The 16,223-nt window shown below is 64.7% G+C and carries 14 protein-coding genes; 8 read left to right on the top strand and 6 right to left on the bottom strand.

All coding sequences use genetic code 11. The features are described 5' to 3' along the window. Positions 1 to 39: 39 nt before the first annotated feature. Positions 40 to 1,554, bottom strand: coding sequence for an amidase (locus RAD15_RS35410; protein WP_458183346.1), 1,515 nt, complete (start codon positions 1,552 to 1,554; stop codon positions 40 to 42). Between the two features lie 188 nt (positions 1,555 to 1,742). Continuing rightward, positions 1,743 to 2,927: a substrate-binding domain-containing protein gene (locus RAD15_RS35415; RefSeq protein ID WP_458183347.1), complete on the bottom strand. Its 1,185-nt coding sequence runs from the start codon at positions 2,925 to 2,927 to the stop codon at positions 1,743 to 1,745. Between the two features lie 179 nt (positions 2,928 to 3,106). Here RAD15_RS35415 and RAD15_RS35420 point away from each other — a divergent pair, with 179 nt between their 5' ends. Then, a complete protein-coding gene (locus RAD15_RS35420) occupies positions 3,107 to 3,541 on the top strand; it encodes a MarR family winged helix-turn-helix transcriptional regulator (protein WP_220011620.1) in 435 nt (144 codons plus the stop codon). A gap of 317 nt (positions 3,542 to 3,858) precedes the next feature. Here the strand turns inward: RAD15_RS35420 and secA are convergent, their stop codons facing one another. After that, a complete protein-coding gene (gene secA, locus RAD15_RS35425; protein WP_458183348.1) occupies positions 3,859 to 6,699 on the bottom strand; it encodes a preprotein translocase subunit SecA in 2,841 nt (946 codons plus the stop codon). Between the two features lie 354 nt (positions 6,700 to 7,053). Here secA and RAD15_RS35430 point away from each other — a divergent pair, with 354 nt between their 5' ends. Both RAD15_RS35430 and argJ read left to right on the top strand, forming a co-directional pair. After that, positions 7,054 to 7,980, top strand: a complete 927-nt coding sequence (locus RAD15_RS35430) for a peptidylprolyl isomerase (RefSeq protein ID WP_458183349.1) — start codon at positions 7,054 to 7,056, stop codon at positions 7,978 to 7,980. A 104-nt stretch (positions 7,981 to 8,084) separates the two neighbouring features. After that, the gene (argJ, locus tag RAD15_RS35435) at positions 8,085 to 9,326 is read left to right on the top strand and encodes a bifunctional glutamate N-acetyltransferase/amino-acid acetyltransferase ArgJ (protein ID WP_458183350.1); all 1,242 of its coding nucleotides are present in this window, start codon (positions 8,085 to 8,087) and stop codon (positions 9,324 to 9,326) included. 116 nt (positions 9,327 to 9,442) lie between these two features. Here the strand turns inward: argJ and RAD15_RS35440 are convergent, their stop codons facing one another. Continuing rightward, positions 9,443 to 10,804 (bottom strand): TadE/TadG family type IV pilus assembly protein, encoded by a 1,362-nt coding sequence (locus RAD15_RS35440; RefSeq protein WP_458183351.1) that lies wholly within the window; start codon positions 10,802 to 10,804, stop codon positions 9,443 to 9,445. Between the two features lie 140 nt (positions 10,805 to 10,944). Between RAD15_RS35440 and mutT the strand changes: the two genes are divergently transcribed. Further along, positions 10,945 to 11,355: an 8-oxo-dGTP diphosphatase MutT gene (gene mutT / locus RAD15_RS35445; RefSeq protein WP_458183352.1), complete on the top strand. Its 411-nt coding sequence runs from the start codon at positions 10,945 to 10,947 to the stop codon at positions 11,353 to 11,355. 64 nt (positions 11,356 to 11,419) lie between these two features. Here mutT and RAD15_RS35450 read toward each other — a convergent pair whose 3' ends face one another. Then, positions 11,420 to 12,268 carry a methyltransferase domain-containing protein gene (locus RAD15_RS35450; RefSeq protein WP_458183353.1) on the bottom strand — a complete coding sequence of 283 codons (849 nt, stop codon included), beginning with the start codon at positions 12,266 to 12,268 and terminating at the stop codon, positions 11,420 to 11,422. Between the two features lie 229 nt (positions 12,269 to 12,497). Between RAD15_RS35450 and RAD15_RS35455 the strand changes: the two genes are divergently transcribed. The 4 genes from RAD15_RS35455 to RAD15_RS35470 are packed head-to-tail and all read left to right on the top strand — an operon-like array spanning position 12,498 to position 14,972. Continuing rightward, positions 12,498 to 13,307, top strand: coding sequence for a ComF family protein (locus tag RAD15_RS35455; protein WP_458183354.1), 810 nt, complete (start codon positions 12,498 to 12,500; stop codon positions 13,305 to 13,307). Between the two features lie 35 nt (positions 13,308 to 13,342). Then, positions 13,343 to 13,618: a glutaredoxin 3 gene (grxC, locus tag RAD15_RS35460; protein ID WP_458183355.1), complete on the top strand. Its 276-nt coding sequence runs from the start codon at positions 13,343 to 13,345 to the stop codon at positions 13,616 to 13,618. Then, the gene (locus RAD15_RS35465; protein ID WP_458183356.1) at positions 13,615 to 14,493 is read left to right on the top strand and encodes a carbon-nitrogen hydrolase family protein; all 879 of its coding nucleotides are present in this window, start codon (positions 13,615 to 13,617) and stop codon (positions 14,491 to 14,493) included. The genes grxC and RAD15_RS35465 overlap by 4 nt, the downstream gene beginning before the upstream one ends. Further along, on the top strand, positions 14,490 to 14,972 hold the full coding sequence (locus tag RAD15_RS35470) for a DUF1178 family protein (RefSeq protein WP_458183357.1): 483 nt from the start codon (positions 14,490 to 14,492) through the stop codon (positions 14,970 to 14,972). The genes RAD15_RS35465 and RAD15_RS35470 overlap by 4 nt, the downstream gene beginning before the upstream one ends. 110 nt (positions 14,973 to 15,082) lie before the next feature. On the opposite strand, the gene RAD15_RS35475 is transcribed toward RAD15_RS35470, so the two are convergent. Continuing rightward, positions 15,083 to 15,982: an EamA family transporter gene (locus RAD15_RS35475; protein ID WP_458183358.1), complete on the bottom strand. Its 900-nt coding sequence runs from the start codon at positions 15,980 to 15,982 to the stop codon at positions 15,083 to 15,085. Between the last annotated feature and the right edge of the window lie 241 nt (positions 15,983 to 16,223).

Genomic DNA, 16,223 nt, shown 5'->3' on the forward strand with positions numbered 1-16,223 from the left:
AACGCTTTTGTGTTCCGTCCATCTGCATCAGTATCCCGCTCACATCTTCTTCCAGTCGCCGATCTGCTCGAAGGCGTGCGCGGCGCGGTAAATCGTGGATTCCTCGAACATGCGGCCGACCAGCATCAGGCCGACCGGCAGACCGTCGACCATGCCGCAGGGCAGCGACATCGCGGGGTGATGGGTGATGTCGAACGGCGCGGTATTCGAGATCATCTCCAGCGCGCGGGCGACGTAGTCCTCGCGGCTGGCATTGGGGGCGGGCAACGGCGTCGCCTTCATCGGCGTGGTCGGCATCAGCAGCAGATCGTAATCGCCGAACGCCTTGTCGTAGGCGGCGGTCAGCCGTCGCGAGATGTTGAGCGCCTTGCCGTAGAAGCGTGGGCCGAAATTGTTGTTGATGTAGGTCCCGAGCATCATGAAGAGCTTCGTGGTCTCGGACAACGAATCGGCCTGCCGGCGCCAGCCGCGATGAAAATCCATCAGCGAGGTCGAATAGAGATCGCCGCGGCTGAGGCCGTAGCCGTCGCCAAACATCATGGTCTGGGTCAGGCCTTCGGTGCCGATCGGGGTCCAGATCGCGCCGCCCAGGAGGTGCATCGGGATCGACACGGTCTCTACGGTGGCGCCCAGATCCTTGAAGCGCTTTGCGGCGTCTCGCACGCTTTCATTCACCGCAGCCTCTGCGACCGGTTGCTCAAAACCTTCCTTGAGGATGCCGATCTTCATGCCCTTGACGCCCTGGCCGAGCGCCTTGGTGTACTCCTCGACCTTCGGCGCCTTGATGCGCGGATCATAGCCGTCGTCGCCGGCGAGCACTTCGAGCAACAGCGCGTTGTCGGCGACCGTCGCGGTCATCGGGCCGGTATGGTCGACATAGATCTCGATCGGCATGATCCCGGTGTAGGGTACGAGTCCCCAGGTCGGCTTCATCCCGTAGATGCCGCAGAACGAGGACGGCATGCGGATCGAGCCGCCCTGATCGCCGCCGATTGCCATGTCGACCTCGCCGAGCGCGACCACGACGCCCGAGCCGGACGACGAGCCGCCGGCCGAGTACCCCATCTTGTGTGGATTGTGCACCGGCCCGTAGGAGCCGGTGTGGCTACCGCCGGACAGGCAGAAGTGCTCGCAATGCACCTTGCCCTTGATCTCCGCGCCGGCATCCAGCATGCGCGTGACGATGGTGGCGTCGAAATCAGGCACATAGCCTTCCAACGTCGACGAGCCGTTGGTCATGGGAACGCCGGCGAGCATGATGTTGTCTTTCAGCGCGACGGTTTTGCCCTTGAGCTTGCCGCCGGCGGCGCCCTTCACGATCGACTTGCGATACCAGGCGTTACGCGGGTTCTCCTCCGCCGAGGGACGATAGCCCGGGGTGCGCGGGTATTTGACCCCCGGCACTTCATCCGGCATCGCGCCGACGAGATTGTAGGCCTCGATCGAGCCCTGCATCAGGCCGCGGAACGAGGCGACGTCGTCGTCGGTCAGCGAAAGGCCGCACTGCTCGGCGACACTGCGAAGTTGGGCGGGCGTTGGAAGGACAACTGTCACGGCGCTCTCCTGAAGTTTCTTGGACGGTCTCTTGGACGATCTCTTGAACGGTCTGTTGAATGTCTCTCGGGCGCGGCCGCCCATGCACGATACGCGCACCGTTGGCCTCGCTGAAACATTCAAAACGGAAATATTTTCCTTTTCAAGTATTATTTTGCAGCAAGGCGTGCGGCGTTGCCGCGCCGGCCTCAGACCGGCTTGATCAGCTTGAAGTCGAGACCGTCGGCCTCGGCGAGATACATCGGCATCCGGGCATGACCATTGCGAACCGTGACCGGGCCGCGCGCGCCGCCGTAAACGATGTTGCGGCCGGCCGCGAGCAGGGGTGCCATCGACAGCGAACCGGCCTTGTTCGCCACGGCTTCGAGGAAACGCAGGCCTTCGTAACTGGACTGGCCGAGCGAGCCGATCGGCGGGGCGTTCGGTCCGAACATCGCGCGATAGCCGCTCTGGAAGTCGTCATTGGCCCGCGAGCCGATGCCGGAGAAATAGCCGGACGCGCAGAACAGGTTCTCGCTGTTGTCGGCACCGATGCCGAGCAGCACGGTCTCGTCCATCGCTCCCGCCAGCCGCAGCGTCGTGGCACCCAGGCCGCATTCGCCGAAGGCGCGATTGAAGGCGCTGCTGTCGGTTCCGATCAGCGAGATCAACACGACGTCGGGCCTCGCGGCGCGGATGCGCGCCAGATGCGGCTCGTGATTATCCTCGCCGAGCGGAACGAACTCCTCGCCGACGACATGGCCGCCGGTTTCCTTGATGTAGTTCTTCACGGCGCGGTGCGACTGCCAGGGCCAGACATAGTCGCTGCCGATCAGGTACCAGCGCGTGGCCTTCTTGTTGTCGGCAAGCCAGTGGATCGATGGCCGGCTCTGCCAGCGCGGCGTCTCTCCGATCGCCATCACGCCGGGCGTGCGCTCGCCGCCCTCATAGACAGGGGTGTAGATGTAGGGGATGCGATGGCGCGTGGTGACGTCGCGGAGGCCGACGCGGACCGCACTGGTGTGCAGGCCCACGATCAGATCGACCTCGTCGAACGCGATGGCCTGCTCGGCGCGGCTCAGGACCTCATCGAGCGGCCCGCCGGCGTCGTAGATCGACAGCTCGATCTCGCGACCGAGGATGCCGCCGCGCTTGTTGATCTCGGCGACGGCGAGTTGGGCGCTGTTGGTCGCGCAGGGACCCCAGACTCCCGGCGATCCCGTGCAGCAGATGAAGCCGCCGATGCGGAGCTTGTTCGCGCCGCGGCGCCTGAAGAGGGCGTGATCGCTCGGCAACAGGGCTCCGTCGGCCGCCGATGACGACAGATTCCTGAACAGCAAAGACGGTGGCAACGCCGGACCACCGTGAGCCGGGAAGTTTACCGTCGCGCGCACGCCAACTCCTGTCTGGGCCCAGACTTGAAAGCACATTCTTCGGGCGGCCGCGGCATCCGCCCTTTAGTTGGGCAATCATCCTATTTTGAAAATATTGAATATTCAACAATTGAAGTGCATATAGATGCAGCATTGATTGCAAGACATTCACTCATTTGGGTCAAGACGAAGTCTTAGCCGTGGCAAAATCGAACGCTCCAATCACCGAACATCTGGCTTATCTGCTCGCGCAAGCCAACCGGGAGATCAACCGTCAGCTGGAACTGCGCCTGAGCAAGGAAGGTGTTCCCGTCGAGCAGTGGCGCATCCTGAAAGTTCTGTCGGACGGCAACGGCCATTCGATGGGCGAGCTTGCGGACGCGGTGCTGCTCAACCATCCGACGCTGACCAAGATGATCGACCGCATGGTCTCAGACACGCTGGTCTATCGCGTGCAGGATCCGAACGACCGCCGCAAGGTGCTGATGTTCATCTCCGATCGCGGCAAGGTGCTGTGCAAGAAGCTCAACTCGCTCGCGGTCGACCAGGAGGAGCACATCCTGGAGAGCTACGGCGACAAGTCGACGAGCGAATTGAAGCGGCTGCTGGAGAGCTTGATCGACAGCTCGAATTGAGGGGTGGTTTAGCCGAACTCTCTCAACGTCGCCCCGGCGAAGGCCGGGACCCATAGCCACAGGATTGAGTTTGGCGAAAGCTGCTAGTTGCGCTTTCTTGCGAGGTACAGCGACCGTCGCGCTTTCGATAGATCACGCGGTATGGGTCCTGGCCTTCGCCGGGACGACGATGAGGCGAGGTGCACGCCACACACTCAACTGTCATCGCCCGATTTAATCGGGCGATCCAGTATTCCAGAGGCTTATATGATTGAACCGAGAGGCTGCGGCGTACTGGATGCCCCGCCTTCGCGGGGCATGACAGAATCACCTAATCGCTACGCATACCGTCCGTGGCAGTGCTTGTACTTCTTGCCCGAGCCGCACGGGCAATCCTCGTTGCGGCCGATCTTGCCCCAGCTTGCCGGGTTCTTCGGATCGCGCAGGGCGGCGTCGGTGGCCTGGGCGCCGAGGGTGACGCTGGCTAGCGCCATCTCGTCCTCGCCGGTGTTCGGGTCGAACTTGTGCGCTTCCATGGCCGGCAGCACCGGGGCTTCCTGCTCCGGCGGGACGATCTCGACGCGCATCAGCTGCGCCGTGACGGCCTCGCGCAGATGCGCGCTCATCTCCTGGAAGAGGTTGAAAGCTTCGGTCTTGTACTCCTGCAACGGATCGCGCTGGCCGTAACCGCGCAGCCCGATGACCTGGCGCAGATGGTCGAGCATGATCAGATGCTCGCGCCAGAGATGGTCGAGCGTCTGGAGCAGAATGGTCTTCTCGACGTAACGCATCACGTCGGGACCCCATTGCGCGACCTTGGCGGCCATGTGCTCGTCGGCGCGGTTCTCGATGCGCGTGAGCAGCTCCTCGTCGGCGATGCCCTCTTCCTTGGCCCAGTCGTCGACCGGCAAATCGAGATCGAGCACGCGCTTCAGCTCTTCCTTCAGGCCGGCGACGTCCCACTGCTCGGCATAGGCATGCTCGGGCACGTGCTTGGCGACGAGATCGTCGATGAAGGCGTGGCGCATGTCGGTGACGGTCTCGGCGACGCTCTCATCCTTCATCAGGTCAACGCGCTGGTCGAAGATCACCTTGCGCTGGTCGTTCTGGACGTTGTCGAACTTGAGCAGGTTCTTGCGGATGTCGAAGTTGCGCGCCTCGACCTTCTGCTGAGCCTTCTCCAGTGCCTTGTTGATCCAGGGATGGATGATGGCCTCGCCCTCTTGCAGGCCGAGACGCTGGAGCATGCTGTCGAGGCGATCCGAGCCGAAGATGCGCATCAGATCGTCTTCCAGCGACAGGAAGAACTTCGAGCGGCCGGGGTCGCCCTGACGGCCGGATCGGCCGCGCAGCTGGTTGTCGATGCGGCGGGATTCGTGGCGCTCGGAGCCCATGATGTAGAGGCCGCCCGGCTTCTTCACGGTCTTGGCGGGCTTGCCTCCCTTCGCCGGCTCGATCTCGACGGTCTCCTCGGCCTTCAGCACGATGTCGCGGAAGTGCTCGATGTCGGCCTTGATCTGCTCGATCTTCCTGGCCTTCTCGGCCTCGTCCTCGATCCCAGCGGTCTCCTGCTGGATGCGCATCTCGAGCGAGCCGCCGAGCTTGATGTCGGTGCCGCGGCCGGCCATGTTGGTCGCGATCGTGATCGCGCCGGGCACACCGGCTTCCGCCACGATATAGGCCTCCTGCTCGTGGAAGCGCGCGTTCAGCACCGCGAACAGCTTTGCCGGCTTGCCCGCGCGTGCGGCCGCATAGAGCTTGTCGAGCGCGTGCTCCTTGCCGAAATCGATCTGTTTGTAGCCGTTCTGCTTCAGGAACTCGGCGAGCACTTCCGACTTCTCGATCGACGCCGTGCCGACCAGCACCGGCTGGAGCCGCGCGTTCGCCCGCTCGATCTCGGCGAGGATGGCTGAGTATTTTTCCTTGTGGGTGCGATAAACCTCGTCGTCCTCGTCGAGGCGGCCTACCGGCACGTTGGTCGGGATCTCCACGACTTCGAGCTTGTAGATGTCAAAGAGTTCGTCGGCTTCGGTCAACGCGGTGCCGGTCATGCCCGCAAGCTTCTCGTACATGCGGAAATAGTTCTGGAAGGTGATCGAGGCCAGTGTCTGGTTCTCGGGCTGAACCTGCACATGCTCCTTGGCTTCCAGCGCCTGGTGCAGGCCTTCCGAATAGCGGCGGCCCTGCATCATGCGTCCGGTGAACTCGTCGATGATGACGACCTCGTCGTCGCGGACGATGTAGTCCTTGTCGCGGGTGAACAGCGTGTGGGCGCGCAGCGCCTGGTTGATGTGGTGCACGACGGAGACGTTCTCGACGTCGTAGAGCGACTCGCCCTTGAGCTGGCCGGCATCGCGCAGCAGCGTCTCGATCTTCTCCATGCCGCCTTCGGTCAGCGTCACCGTGCGCTGCTTCTCGTCGACGTCGTAGTCGGATTTGTCGAGCTTGGGCAGGAAGCCATCGATGGTGTTGTAGAAATCGGAGCGGTCGTCGAGCGGACCGGAGATGATCAGCGGCGTACGCGCTTCGTCGATCAGGATGGAGTCGACTTCGTCGACGATGGCGTAGAAGTGCGGCCGCTGGACCATGTCCTCGAGCCGGTACTTCATGTTGTCGCGCAGATAGTCGAAGCCGTATTCGTTGTTGGTGCCGTAGGTGATGTCGCAGGCATAGGCCGCCTTGCGCTCGGCATCGTCGAGACCGTGCACGATCACGCCGGTGGTCATGCCGAGGAAGCCGTAGATCTGGCCCATCCAGCCGGAGTCGCGGCGGGCGAGGTAGTCGTTGACGGTGACGACGTGAACGCCCTTGCCGGCGAGCGCGTTGAGATAGACCGCAAGGGTCGCGACCAGCGTCTTGCCTTCGCCGGTCTTCATCTCGGCGATGTCGCCCTCGTGCAGCACCATGCCGCCGATCAGCTGGACGTCGAAATGACGCTGGCCGAGCGTGCGCTTGGCGGCCTCGCGCACGGTGGCGAAGGCGGGGACCAGAAGGTCGTCGAGCGTCTTGCCCTCGGCGAGCTGCTTCTTGAACTCGGCGGTGCGGGCCTTGAGCGCCTCGTCGGAGAGTTTCGAGACCTCCGCCTCCAGCGCGTTGATCGCGTTGACGCGGGACTGATATCCCTTCACCCGCCGGTCGTTGGCGGAGCCGAAAAACTTGCGGGCGAGCGCGCCGATCATGCCTAGTTCCTGTGTTCGCGATTCAACCGCGTTGCAGCCAAGAAGTTGTCACCCGCCTGCCTATCAACTCACCGTGACGCCTGATGGCGTCAGAGCCCGGACTGCGGGGGGTCATCCGCCATATGGGTGGGAATTGGGCAAGTCTGGGTTCAACGGCCAAAAACGCAGCAAAATAAACGCCATCGCCATGGTCGCGACCGGGCAGAGATATGGCCCGGTCAGGGCCTTGTCAACGGCGGGTGCATTGCGGCTAATTCATCATTTTGACAGACTTTTCGCGTTGCCAAGCCCCCCTGAATTGGGCGAGTGTCCGCCCCGCTCGAGCAGCCCCCTGCTTCAACAAAAGGATTTTCCATGACCACCTCGTTCCCGGTATCCACCGGCCAGCGTTTCCGCCATGCGACCGCCCTGGCTGGCTGCCTCGCTCTGGCGCTGTCCCTGGCGTTCGCGGGCCCGCTCCGGGCCGCCGACGATCCGGTGCTGGCGAAGGTCAATGGCGCGGAAATCAAGAAGAGCGACGTCGCCATGGCCGAGGAGGAGCTCGGACCGAGCCTCGCCCAGATGGACCCGGCGACCAAGGACGAGAACGTCCTGTCCTTCCTGATCGACATGAAGATCGTCAGCAAGGCTGCCGAGGACAAGAAGGTTGCCGATAGCGAGGAGTTCAAGAAGCGCCTGGCCTTCGCCCGCAACCGGCTCCTGATGGACAGCCTGCTCGCCAACGAGGGCAAGGCCGCCACCACCCCGGACGCCATGAAGAAGGTCTATGAGGAGGCCTCCAAGCAGATCACCGGCGAGCAGGAAGTGCGCGCCCGCCACATCCTGGTCGAGACCGAGGACGAGGCCAAGGCGGTGAAGGCCGAGCTCGACAAGGGCGCCGATTTCGCCGAGCTCGCCAAGAAGAAGTCCAAGGATCCGGGCTCCGCCGACGGCGGCGATCTCGGCTTCTTCACCAAGGAGCAGATGGTGCCGGAATTCTCGGTGGTCGCCTTCGCGCTCGAGCCGGGCAAGATCTCCGACCCCGTGAAGTCGCAGTTCGGCTGGCACATCATCAAGGTCGAGGAAAAGCGCAGCCGCAAGGCGCCGGACTTCGAGCAGGTCAAGGCCCAGATCGAGCAGTACGTCACCCGCAAGGCCCAGGCCGATTTCGTCGCCAAGCTGCGTACGGAAGCCAAGGTCGAGCGGCTGGACCAGCCGGCGGCGGACGCCAAGCCGGATGCAAAGCCGGCGGATGCGGCGAAGCCCTCCGACAGCAAGATGGCGCCGCCCGCGAAGAAGTAAGAATTCGCTGTCACTTCGGTGACGTGAAGAGTATCTAAGCCCTTGTGATGCCCGGCCCCCGCGCCGGGCATCTGCATATTCAGATCCCACCAAGGCGCCCCGCGATGTCCTCCTCCGTCTCCCCGCTCGCCCCGAAAATTGTTCCCGACATGCCCACCATCGCGGGCATCCGTCTCGCGACGGCCGAAGCCGGCATCCGCTACAAGAACCGCACCGACGTGCTGCTGGCGGTGATGGACAAGGGCACGGCAGTCGCCGGCGTCTTCACCAAGTCGAAATGCCCCTCCGCGCCGGTGGAATGGTGCCGCGCCAAGCTGAAGGGCGGCAAAGCACGCGCGCTGGTCGTCAATTCCGGCAATGCCAATGCCTTCACCGGCAAGACCGGCCGCGCCTCCACCGCGCTGACCGCGAAGATCGCGGCCAAGGCCGTCGGCTGCAGCGAGGGCGAAATCTTCCTGGCCTCGACCGGCGTGATCGGCGAGCCGCTGGACGCAACCAAGTTCGACGGCGTGCTGGGCCGCCTCGCCGAGACCGCCGAAGCCGGCGATTATCTCGCCGCGGCCAAGGCGATCATGACCACCGACACCTTCCCGAAGGTCGCGACCGCGACCGTGAAGCTCGGCAAAGCCAAGGTCACCATCAACGGCATGGCCAAGGGCGCCGGCATGATCGCGCCCGATATGGCCACGATGCTGTCCTTCATCTTCACCGACGCGCCGATCGCGCCGGCCGCGCTCCAGGCCCTGCTCAAGGCCGGTGTCGAGGACACCTTCAACGCGGTGACGATCGACGGCGACACGTCCACATCGGACACGCTGCTGGCCTTTGCCACCGGCGCTGCCGCCGAGCACGGCGCACCAAAAATCAGCCGCGCCAGCGATCCGCGCCTGAAGGCCTTCGTCAAGGCCTTCAACCAGGTGCTCGCCAACCTTTCTGAACAAGTGGCCCGCGACGGCGAAGGCGCCCGCAAGCTGGTCGAGATCACCGTCGAGGGCGCCAAGACCAAGGCCTCCGCGCGCAAGATCGCGATGTCGATCGCCAACTCGCCGTTGGTCAAAACCGCAATCGCCGGCGAGGACGCCAATTGGGGTCGCGTGGTGATGGCAGTCGGCAAGGCCGGCGAGCCGGCCGATCGCGACAAGCTCTCGATCTCCTTCAACGGCATCCGCGTCGCCAAGAGCGGCGCGCGCGATCCGTCCTATGACGAAGCGCAGGTCTCGGAAGCGATGAAGGCGCCGGAGATCGCGATCAAGGTCTCGCTCGGCCTCGGCAAGGGCCGCGACCGCGTGCTGACCTGCGACCTCACGAAGGAATATGTCGCGATCAACGGGGATTACAGGTCGTAGTCTTTGCAGCCGTCATTCCGGGGCTCGCGAAGCGAGAACCCGGAATCCAGAAGTTTATGCGGCTCGAGATTCCGGGTTCGATGCTGACGCATCGCCCCGGAATGACGCCTCTGGCATCATCCCGAAATCCTGGCGTCCGCGACCGCCTTCTTGAACAGCGCGTTCATGGCGTCCGAGATGCCTTGCGTCGGGCTCACCTCGAAATACAGCCCCGGCGACGCACAGCTCTGCATCTTCTGGGCGATCTCGCTGTTCGGCGACGGCCCGAACGGCGGCTGGTTGAACGGGTCGATCCAGCTCATGTACCAGGAGTTGGTCGGCAATTGCAGGTACGTGGTGTAGAGCACCGCGACCTTGATCTTTCGGTTCTTCAGCGTGTCGCAGAGCGAGGTGTCGATCGGCGACTGGCAGCGCGACATGCTGCCCACGCTCTTGATCGGCTTGAGGCATCCCGAATTGTTCTCGTCCGCCACCCCGTCGGAGACGAAGAACACGTATTTCAGCGGCGCGGACGACGTCCCCGCCCCCGGCGCGCTGATCAGATTGTTGAGCGCCGGAAAAACCGAGCTGAACGGCGAATCCATGTCCTTGGTGTAGGCGTCGTTGTTGCCGTAGACGCCCATCAGATCGATGTTTGCCGCGGCCGTCTTGGCGCTCGACAGGCTGGACGACAGCGCAAACAGGGCGCGCAGGCCGATGCTCGAGGACGCCGCGCCGAAATCGTAGATCGCCATGCGAAACTGGTTCGAATAGGTCTGGGTGGCGCCGGCCGTGTCCATCAGCGACTGCGTGGCGCTGCGCAGCACGTCGATCCGCGTGGTCACGCCGACGGACTTGGCGAGATTGTAGTAGTTGTTGGCGTCGTTGTAGTCGTGGCAAGCGAAGGCGCACTGGTCGTTCGGCTTGAAGCTGTTGCCGGTGGTCGCGTTCACGAGCTTGGTCACGTCCGCCGGCGTCGCCGCCACGCCCATCGACGGCGAATTGTCCAGCAGCAGATAGAAGTCGACATAGAGCGGCATGTTGGCCGTCGCGGTCGACGTTCCGCTCATGCTCAGCGAGGACTTGCCGATCACGCCGAGGAACATGGTGTTGATGCTGCCGCTGAACGCAACGGTCGAGGTCACCGTCGATCCGCTCTTGACCACGGTCGGCGTCACGCTGCTGAGCGTGTAGCCGTTCAGATTGGCGACGTTGGCATTGAAGATGTTCGTCGCGTCGGTGACGCCGGCGGGGATCGCGCCATCAGCGGTCATCGAGCCCGCCGCGATGAAGGCCGGCGAGGCCTTGGCGACCGAGCCGACGCTGGCCGCATCGGCCGCGGCCTGAAGCTTGGACCGGAGCTGCGTCGCGCGGGAGTAATCGACTGCGCAGCCGACCACCGTGATCAGGGGGACGCAGGAGAATGCGAAGATCACCGCAATATTGCCGCGCCGGTCGCGAACGAACCGGCGGATGAGGGTGCGAAGCACTGCGCGCATGGCTCGGGCCCGGAATGGTTTAAATGTTTCCACTCTAGGAACCGTCGATTAAATATGACTTATTCGGGCCGTAGAAACCCGAGCCGTCACGCGGTTAACGAACCGTTAGCGATGATCTTCAGCGAGCGACACATTCACGCATGGCCGATCTCAAACTGACACTCGTCGTGGCCTGCGCGCTGGTCGACGCCGACAAGCGCGTCCTGATCGCGCAACGTCCCGAGGGCAAGACGCTGGCCGGCCTCTGGGAATTTCCCGGCGGCAAGCTCGAGCCCGGCGAGCGGCCGGAGCAGAGCCTGATCCGCGAGCTCCATGAGGAGCTCGGCATCACCGTGGCCGAGCCGTGCCTGGCCCCGCTGACCTTCGCCAGCTACGCCTACGAGACCTTTCACCTCTTGATGCCGCTCTACATCTGCAGGCGCTGGGAAGGCCAGGTCGCGGGCCGCGAAGGCCAGACCATCGCCTGGGTCCGCGCCAACAAGCTGCGCGACTACCCGATGCCGCCTGCGGACATTCCGCTGATCCCGCATTTGATTGATTTGCTGATGTGAGGAAGCGCTGGGTCCCGGCTCTGCGCAGCAGCGTGAGAACGCTGCAGCGCGTCCGGGACACCTATCACTCCTTCCCCGCCTTCTTCACCGCCTCCGCCAGGCTCGCCTTCGCCGACCCCGGTTTCAGCGGCTGCTGCTGGCTGGCATGCGGGGCCCAGCCGGACAGCCAGATGATGTCGAAGGTCGCACGGATGCGGCCGTCGGCATCGGCAAAGCGTTCGGCGTAGATTTCGGCCATGCGCAGTAACGTTGCGCGCCGAGTCAAAGTGCGCCGCCGCTCGATCAGCACATTGGCCGCGCCCATGCGGCGGAGATCCTGCATCAGCGCGAACGCATTGGCGTAGCGCACCACGACGCGGTCGACGTCGGTGACCGGCAGCGCGAAGCCCGCCCGCTGCAACAGCGCGCCGACATCACGCAGGTCGGCGAACGGTGCGACACGCGGCGACACGCCGCCCTCGCATTCGGCCTCCGCTGCGGCAAACGCCTGGCGCAGCTCGGTCAGGCTGTCGCCGCCGATCATCGCGGCGAGCAGCAATCCGTCCGGCTTCAGCGCACGACGGATTTGCGCGAGCACGCCCGGCAAATCGTTGACGAATTGCAGCGCCAGCGCGGAGACGACGAGATCAAGACTTTCCGGCGCGAGGGGCAGCTTCTCCGCGCCCGCGGCGTCGAGTGCGATCCGCTCGATCGACGGAAGCCGCGTGCGCAATCCCGCGAGACCTTCGCCGGGCGTCCAGAGATCGGCCGGCGCGTGAAACTCGCGCATCACCGCGGCCAGCCGGTCAGACATGTCCTCGGCGACCCGGTCGAGCAGGAAGCTCACGGCACCTTGCGCCTGCGCACGCTGCTGCCGCGCATGCAGCAACGCGCGATCGAACAGGGCGGGCGGGGTTTGCGGAGTCTGAGCCATGCGGTTTGGTTACGCTGATCATGCCGGCCATGGCAATCACCCTCGTGTCCCGGACGCGCTGCAGCGCTGTTGTGCTGCTGCGCTGAGCCGGGACCCAGAAGGCCACGCGGGAGGATGCGGTGAGATGGGCCCCGGCTCAGCAGCGCACCGCTTCGCGCTGCGCCGCGTCCGGGGCACGAGACCAATTCCTCCGCTTGAGCCCACGCAAACGGAACGCTAGCCTCCCCTCATGGAAGCCGACACCGTCCCTGCCCGCTCGATCTCTGCACCGCTGCGTGCCGCGTGGACGGCCGGCCGCCACGTGCTGGCGCGTGCGGCGCGGCTGGCGCTCGACATCGCGCTGCCGACGCTGTGCGTGTCCTGCCGCGAGCCGGTCGATGGCGAGGGCGTTTGCGCGACGTGCTGGGCGCGGCTGTCGTTCATCGAGCGGCCCTATTGCCCGCGGCTCGGCATTCCCTTTGTCTACGATCCCGGCCCCGACATGCTGTCGATGGAGGCAATCGCGAGCCCGCCGGCCTACCAGCGCGCACGCGCGGCGGTGCGGTACGACGACGTCGCGCGCACGCTGGTGCATGCGCTGAAATACCAGGATCGGACCGATCTGGCGCCGGCCATGGGCCGCTGGATGACGCGCGCGGGCGGCGAGCTGCTCACCGGGGCCGACATGCTGGTGCCCGTGCCCCTGCATTGGCGGCGGGCCTGGCGCCGCCGCTACAACCAGTCCGGCGCGCTGGCGCGCGTCATCGAGCGGCAGAGCGGGGTCAAGGTGAAGGCCGAGGTGCTGCGCCGGGTGCGCGCCACCGAGCAGCAGATCGGCCTGTCGCGGGCCCAGCGGGCCACCAATGTGCAGGGCGCATTCCAGGTATCCCCCGACCGTCAGGCCGAGGTCCAGGGCCGCCGCATCGTCCTGGTCGACGATGTCCTGACGTCGGGGGCGACGCTGGATACCTGTGCACGGGCCCTGCTCCGCGCCAAGGCGGCCCAGGTCGACGTGCTGGTGTTCGCCCGGGTTGTCGAGAGCGGGCCCCGTCCCATATAATTCAATGACTTCATGACATGAGAGCGTTGGACGCCATGACTGCTGCTGTCGAGATCTTCACCAGGCCGGGCTGCGGCTATTGTTCCGCTGCCCGGTCGCTGCTGACCCGCAAGAAGGCGACCTTCACCGAATTCGATATCGCTAAGAACCCGTCCTGGCGCGACGAAATGTACGACCGTGCGGGCGAAGGCTCGACCTTCCCGCAGATCTGGATCGGCGGAACCCATGTCGGCGGCTGCGACGACCTCTACGCGCTCGACCGCGAAGGCAAGCTCGACGGCATGCTCGACAGCGTGAAGGCGGTAACATGAGCGAGAACCGCACCTTCACGGCCGCCATGGTGCAGATGCGCACCAGTCTGCTGCCCGAGCCGAGCCTCGCGCAGGCGACGAAGCTGATCCGGCAGGCTGCTGCCAACGGCGCCGACTACGTGCAGACGCCCGAGGTCAGCAACATGATGCAGCTGAACCGCAAGGCGCTGTTTGAGCATCTGCAGAGCGAAGAGGACGACACCTCGCTAAAGGCCTACCGCGCGCTCGCGGCAGAGCTGAAGATCCACATCCATGTCGGCTCGCTGGCGCTGCGCTTCTCGGACGAAAAGGCGGTCAACCGCTCGTTCCTGATCGGGCCCGAGGGCAACGTGCTCGCGAGCTACGACAAGATCCACATGTTCGACATCGAGCTGCCGGACGGCGAGAGCTATCGCGAATCCGCCAACTACCAGCCGGGCGAGACCGCTGTGATCTCCGACCTGCCCTGGGGCCGGGTCGGGCTGACGATCTGCTACGACGTGCGCTTCCCCGCGCTGTATCGCGCGCTGGCCGAGAGCGGCGCGTACTTCATCACTGTGCCGTCGGCCTTCACCCGCAAGACCGGCGAAGCGCACTGGCACATTCTGCTGCGCTCGCGCGCGATCGAGACCGGCTGCTTCATTTTCGCCGCGGCGCAGGCAGGCACCCACGAGAACAAGCGCGAGACCTACGGCCATTCGCTGATCATCGATCCCTGGGGCGAGATTCTCGCCGAGGGCGATGTCGAGCCCGGCATCATCATGGCCAGGATCGACCCGGCGAAGGTCGAGACCGCACGCCGCGCAATCCCCTCACTCCAGCACGGCCGCCGCTTCGGCGTCGCCGATCCCAAGGCCGGGCCGGACCATCTGCACCTCGTACGGGGCTCGGCATGATCCGCTACGCGCTCCATTGCGACCGAAACCACGCGTTCGAGAGCTGGTTCCAGAGCTCGTCGGCGTACGATTCGCAGGTGAAGCGCAAGCTCGTGACCTGTCCGATCTGCGGCTCGGCCAAGGTCGACAAGGCAATCATGGCCCCGCGCATCGTCGGCAAGAAGGGCCGCGGGCGCGCGTCCCCGCCGCCGGAGCCCGCGGCTGCGACCACGCCCGAGGCCGCACCGTCCGGACCGACCTCGCTGTTGATGGCGCAGGAGAAAGAGCTGCGCACGAAACTGAAAGAGCTGCGCGATCACATCGTCAAGAACGCCGACAATGTCGGCGAGCGTTTTGCGAACGAAGCCCGCGCCATGCATTACGGCGACAAGGAGCATCGTCCGATCTATGGCGAGGCCTCGCCCGAAGAGGCGAAGTCGCTGATCGACGAAGGCATCGAGGTGTCGCCGCTGCCGACGTTGCCGGAAGATCGGAACTAGACTCGTCGTTCCGGGGCGTGCGTTAGCGCGAACCCGGAACCTCGAGATTCTCAGGTGCGCAACTGCGCACCATAGTTCGATGCTGCGCATCGCCCCGGAATGACGGCCAGCTAGACCCCCACCAGCACCGCCACGCCGATCACGATCAGCGCGATACCAAGGACCTCGCGTGGCGCGATCGGCTGCTTGAACGAGTAGTAGGCCACGGCCTGCGCGAACAGCACCTCGATCAGCGCGAGCGTGCGGACATTGGCGGCGGCGGTCAGCGCGAAGGCCAGGAACCAGAACTGCGAGGCGAAGGCGCCCGTGAAGCCTGCCAGCATCGACGGCCGCCATAGTCCGAGAATTCCCCGCAACACGTCCGGCGCGCGCCAGAGCAGGTAGATCGTCAGCACCAGCGTCTGCACGAAGAGGCCGAGCACCAGCGTGAATGACGAGGCCGTCACGAACGACACGTTCGGCACGGTAATGATTGCACCGCGAAAACCGACCGCGGACAGCGCGAAGGCCGCAGCCGCAACGAGGCCGGTGATGGTCGGCTTCAACTCGGCAAAGCTCTTCTCACCGCCGGGGCGCAGTGCCGTGATGACGACGCCGACGGTCGCGATCACGATCGCCAGCACCTTTAGCCAGGTCAGGTGATCGCCGAGGAAGACGAAGCCGAAAATCGCGGTCTGGATCGCCTCGGTCTTGAGGTACGCCGTCGTCACCACGAAGGAGCGATCGTTCATGGCGAGCAGCATCAGGCCCGTCGCGACGATCTGGCTGAGCGCGCCCAGCAGCAGCCATGGCCAGAACGCGGACGGCGGCATATCGAGGTGATCGCCGGTGGCGACCAGCACCACGCCGAGGAATAGCAGCGAGAACGGGAAGCCGAACAGGAAGCGGATATTGGTCGCCCCCCACGTCCCCAGCGGCTTGGTCAGCGACCGCTGCATCGCATTGCGCGCGACCTGCCCGAGCGCGGCAATGACGGTGAAGGGGATCCAGAGACTGGCGATGGTGAGCATGGGGTGGGGCGGGGGCTACGGGAGTGCTGGCGCAAACTGCCGACGACGCGGCGGCAGGTCAATCACGCTCACGTCATAGGAGAGATGCTCTCGCTACATTTTCGATGTCGTCCCGGCCTAGGGCCGATCGACATTCAGGATTCCCAAGTGGTTTGATCGCTGATTCATAGAGTTCCGTGATTCGACACGGAGCAGATGATGGCGGCGAAGCGATATGAGCTGACCGAGGCGCAATGGGCGA

The sequence above is a fragment of the Bradyrhizobium sp. 14AA genome, assembly GCF_054185205.1.

Bases quoted from the DNA above. Each gene is read 5' to 3' on its own strand.
- secA (WP_458183348.1), bottom strand. From the start codon at position 6,699: ATGATCGGCGCGCTCGCCCGCAAGTTTTTCGGCTCCGCCAACGACCGG.
- RAD15_RS35430 (WP_458183349.1), top strand. From the start codon at position 7,054: ATGACCACCTCGTTCCCGGTATCCACCGGCCAGCGTTTCCGCCATGCG.
- argJ (WP_458183350.1), top strand. From the start codon at position 8,085: ATGTCCTCCTCCGTCTCCCCGCTCGCCCCGAAAATTGTTCCCGACATG.
- RAD15_RS35440 (WP_458183351.1), bottom strand. From the start codon at position 10,804: ATGCGCGCAGTGCTTCGCACCCTCATCCGCCGGTTCGTTCGCGACCGG.
- mutT (WP_458183352.1), top strand. From the start codon at position 10,945: ATGGCCGATCTCAAACTGACACTCGTCGTGGCCTGCGCGCTGGTCGAC.
- RAD15_RS35450 (WP_458183353.1), bottom strand. From the start codon at position 12,268: ATGGCTCAGACTCCGCAAACCCCGCCCGCCCTGTTCGATCGCGCGTTG.
- RAD15_RS35455 (WP_458183354.1), top strand. From the start codon at position 12,498: ATGGAAGCCGACACCGTCCCTGCCCGCTCGATCTCTGCACCGCTGCGT.
- grxC (WP_458183355.1), top strand. From the start codon at position 13,343: ATGACTGCTGCTGTCGAGATCTTCACCAGGCCGGGCTGCGGCTATTGT.
- RAD15_RS35465 (WP_458183356.1), top strand. From the start codon at position 13,615: ATGAGCGAGAACCGCACCTTCACGGCCGCCATGGTGCAGATGCGCACC.
- RAD15_RS35470 (WP_458183357.1), top strand. From the start codon at position 14,490: ATGATCCGCTACGCGCTCCATTGCGACCGAAACCACGCGTTCGAGAGC.
- RAD15_RS35475 (WP_458183358.1), bottom strand. From the start codon at position 15,982: ATGCTCACCATCGCCAGTCTCTGGATCCCCTTCACCGTCATTGCCGCG.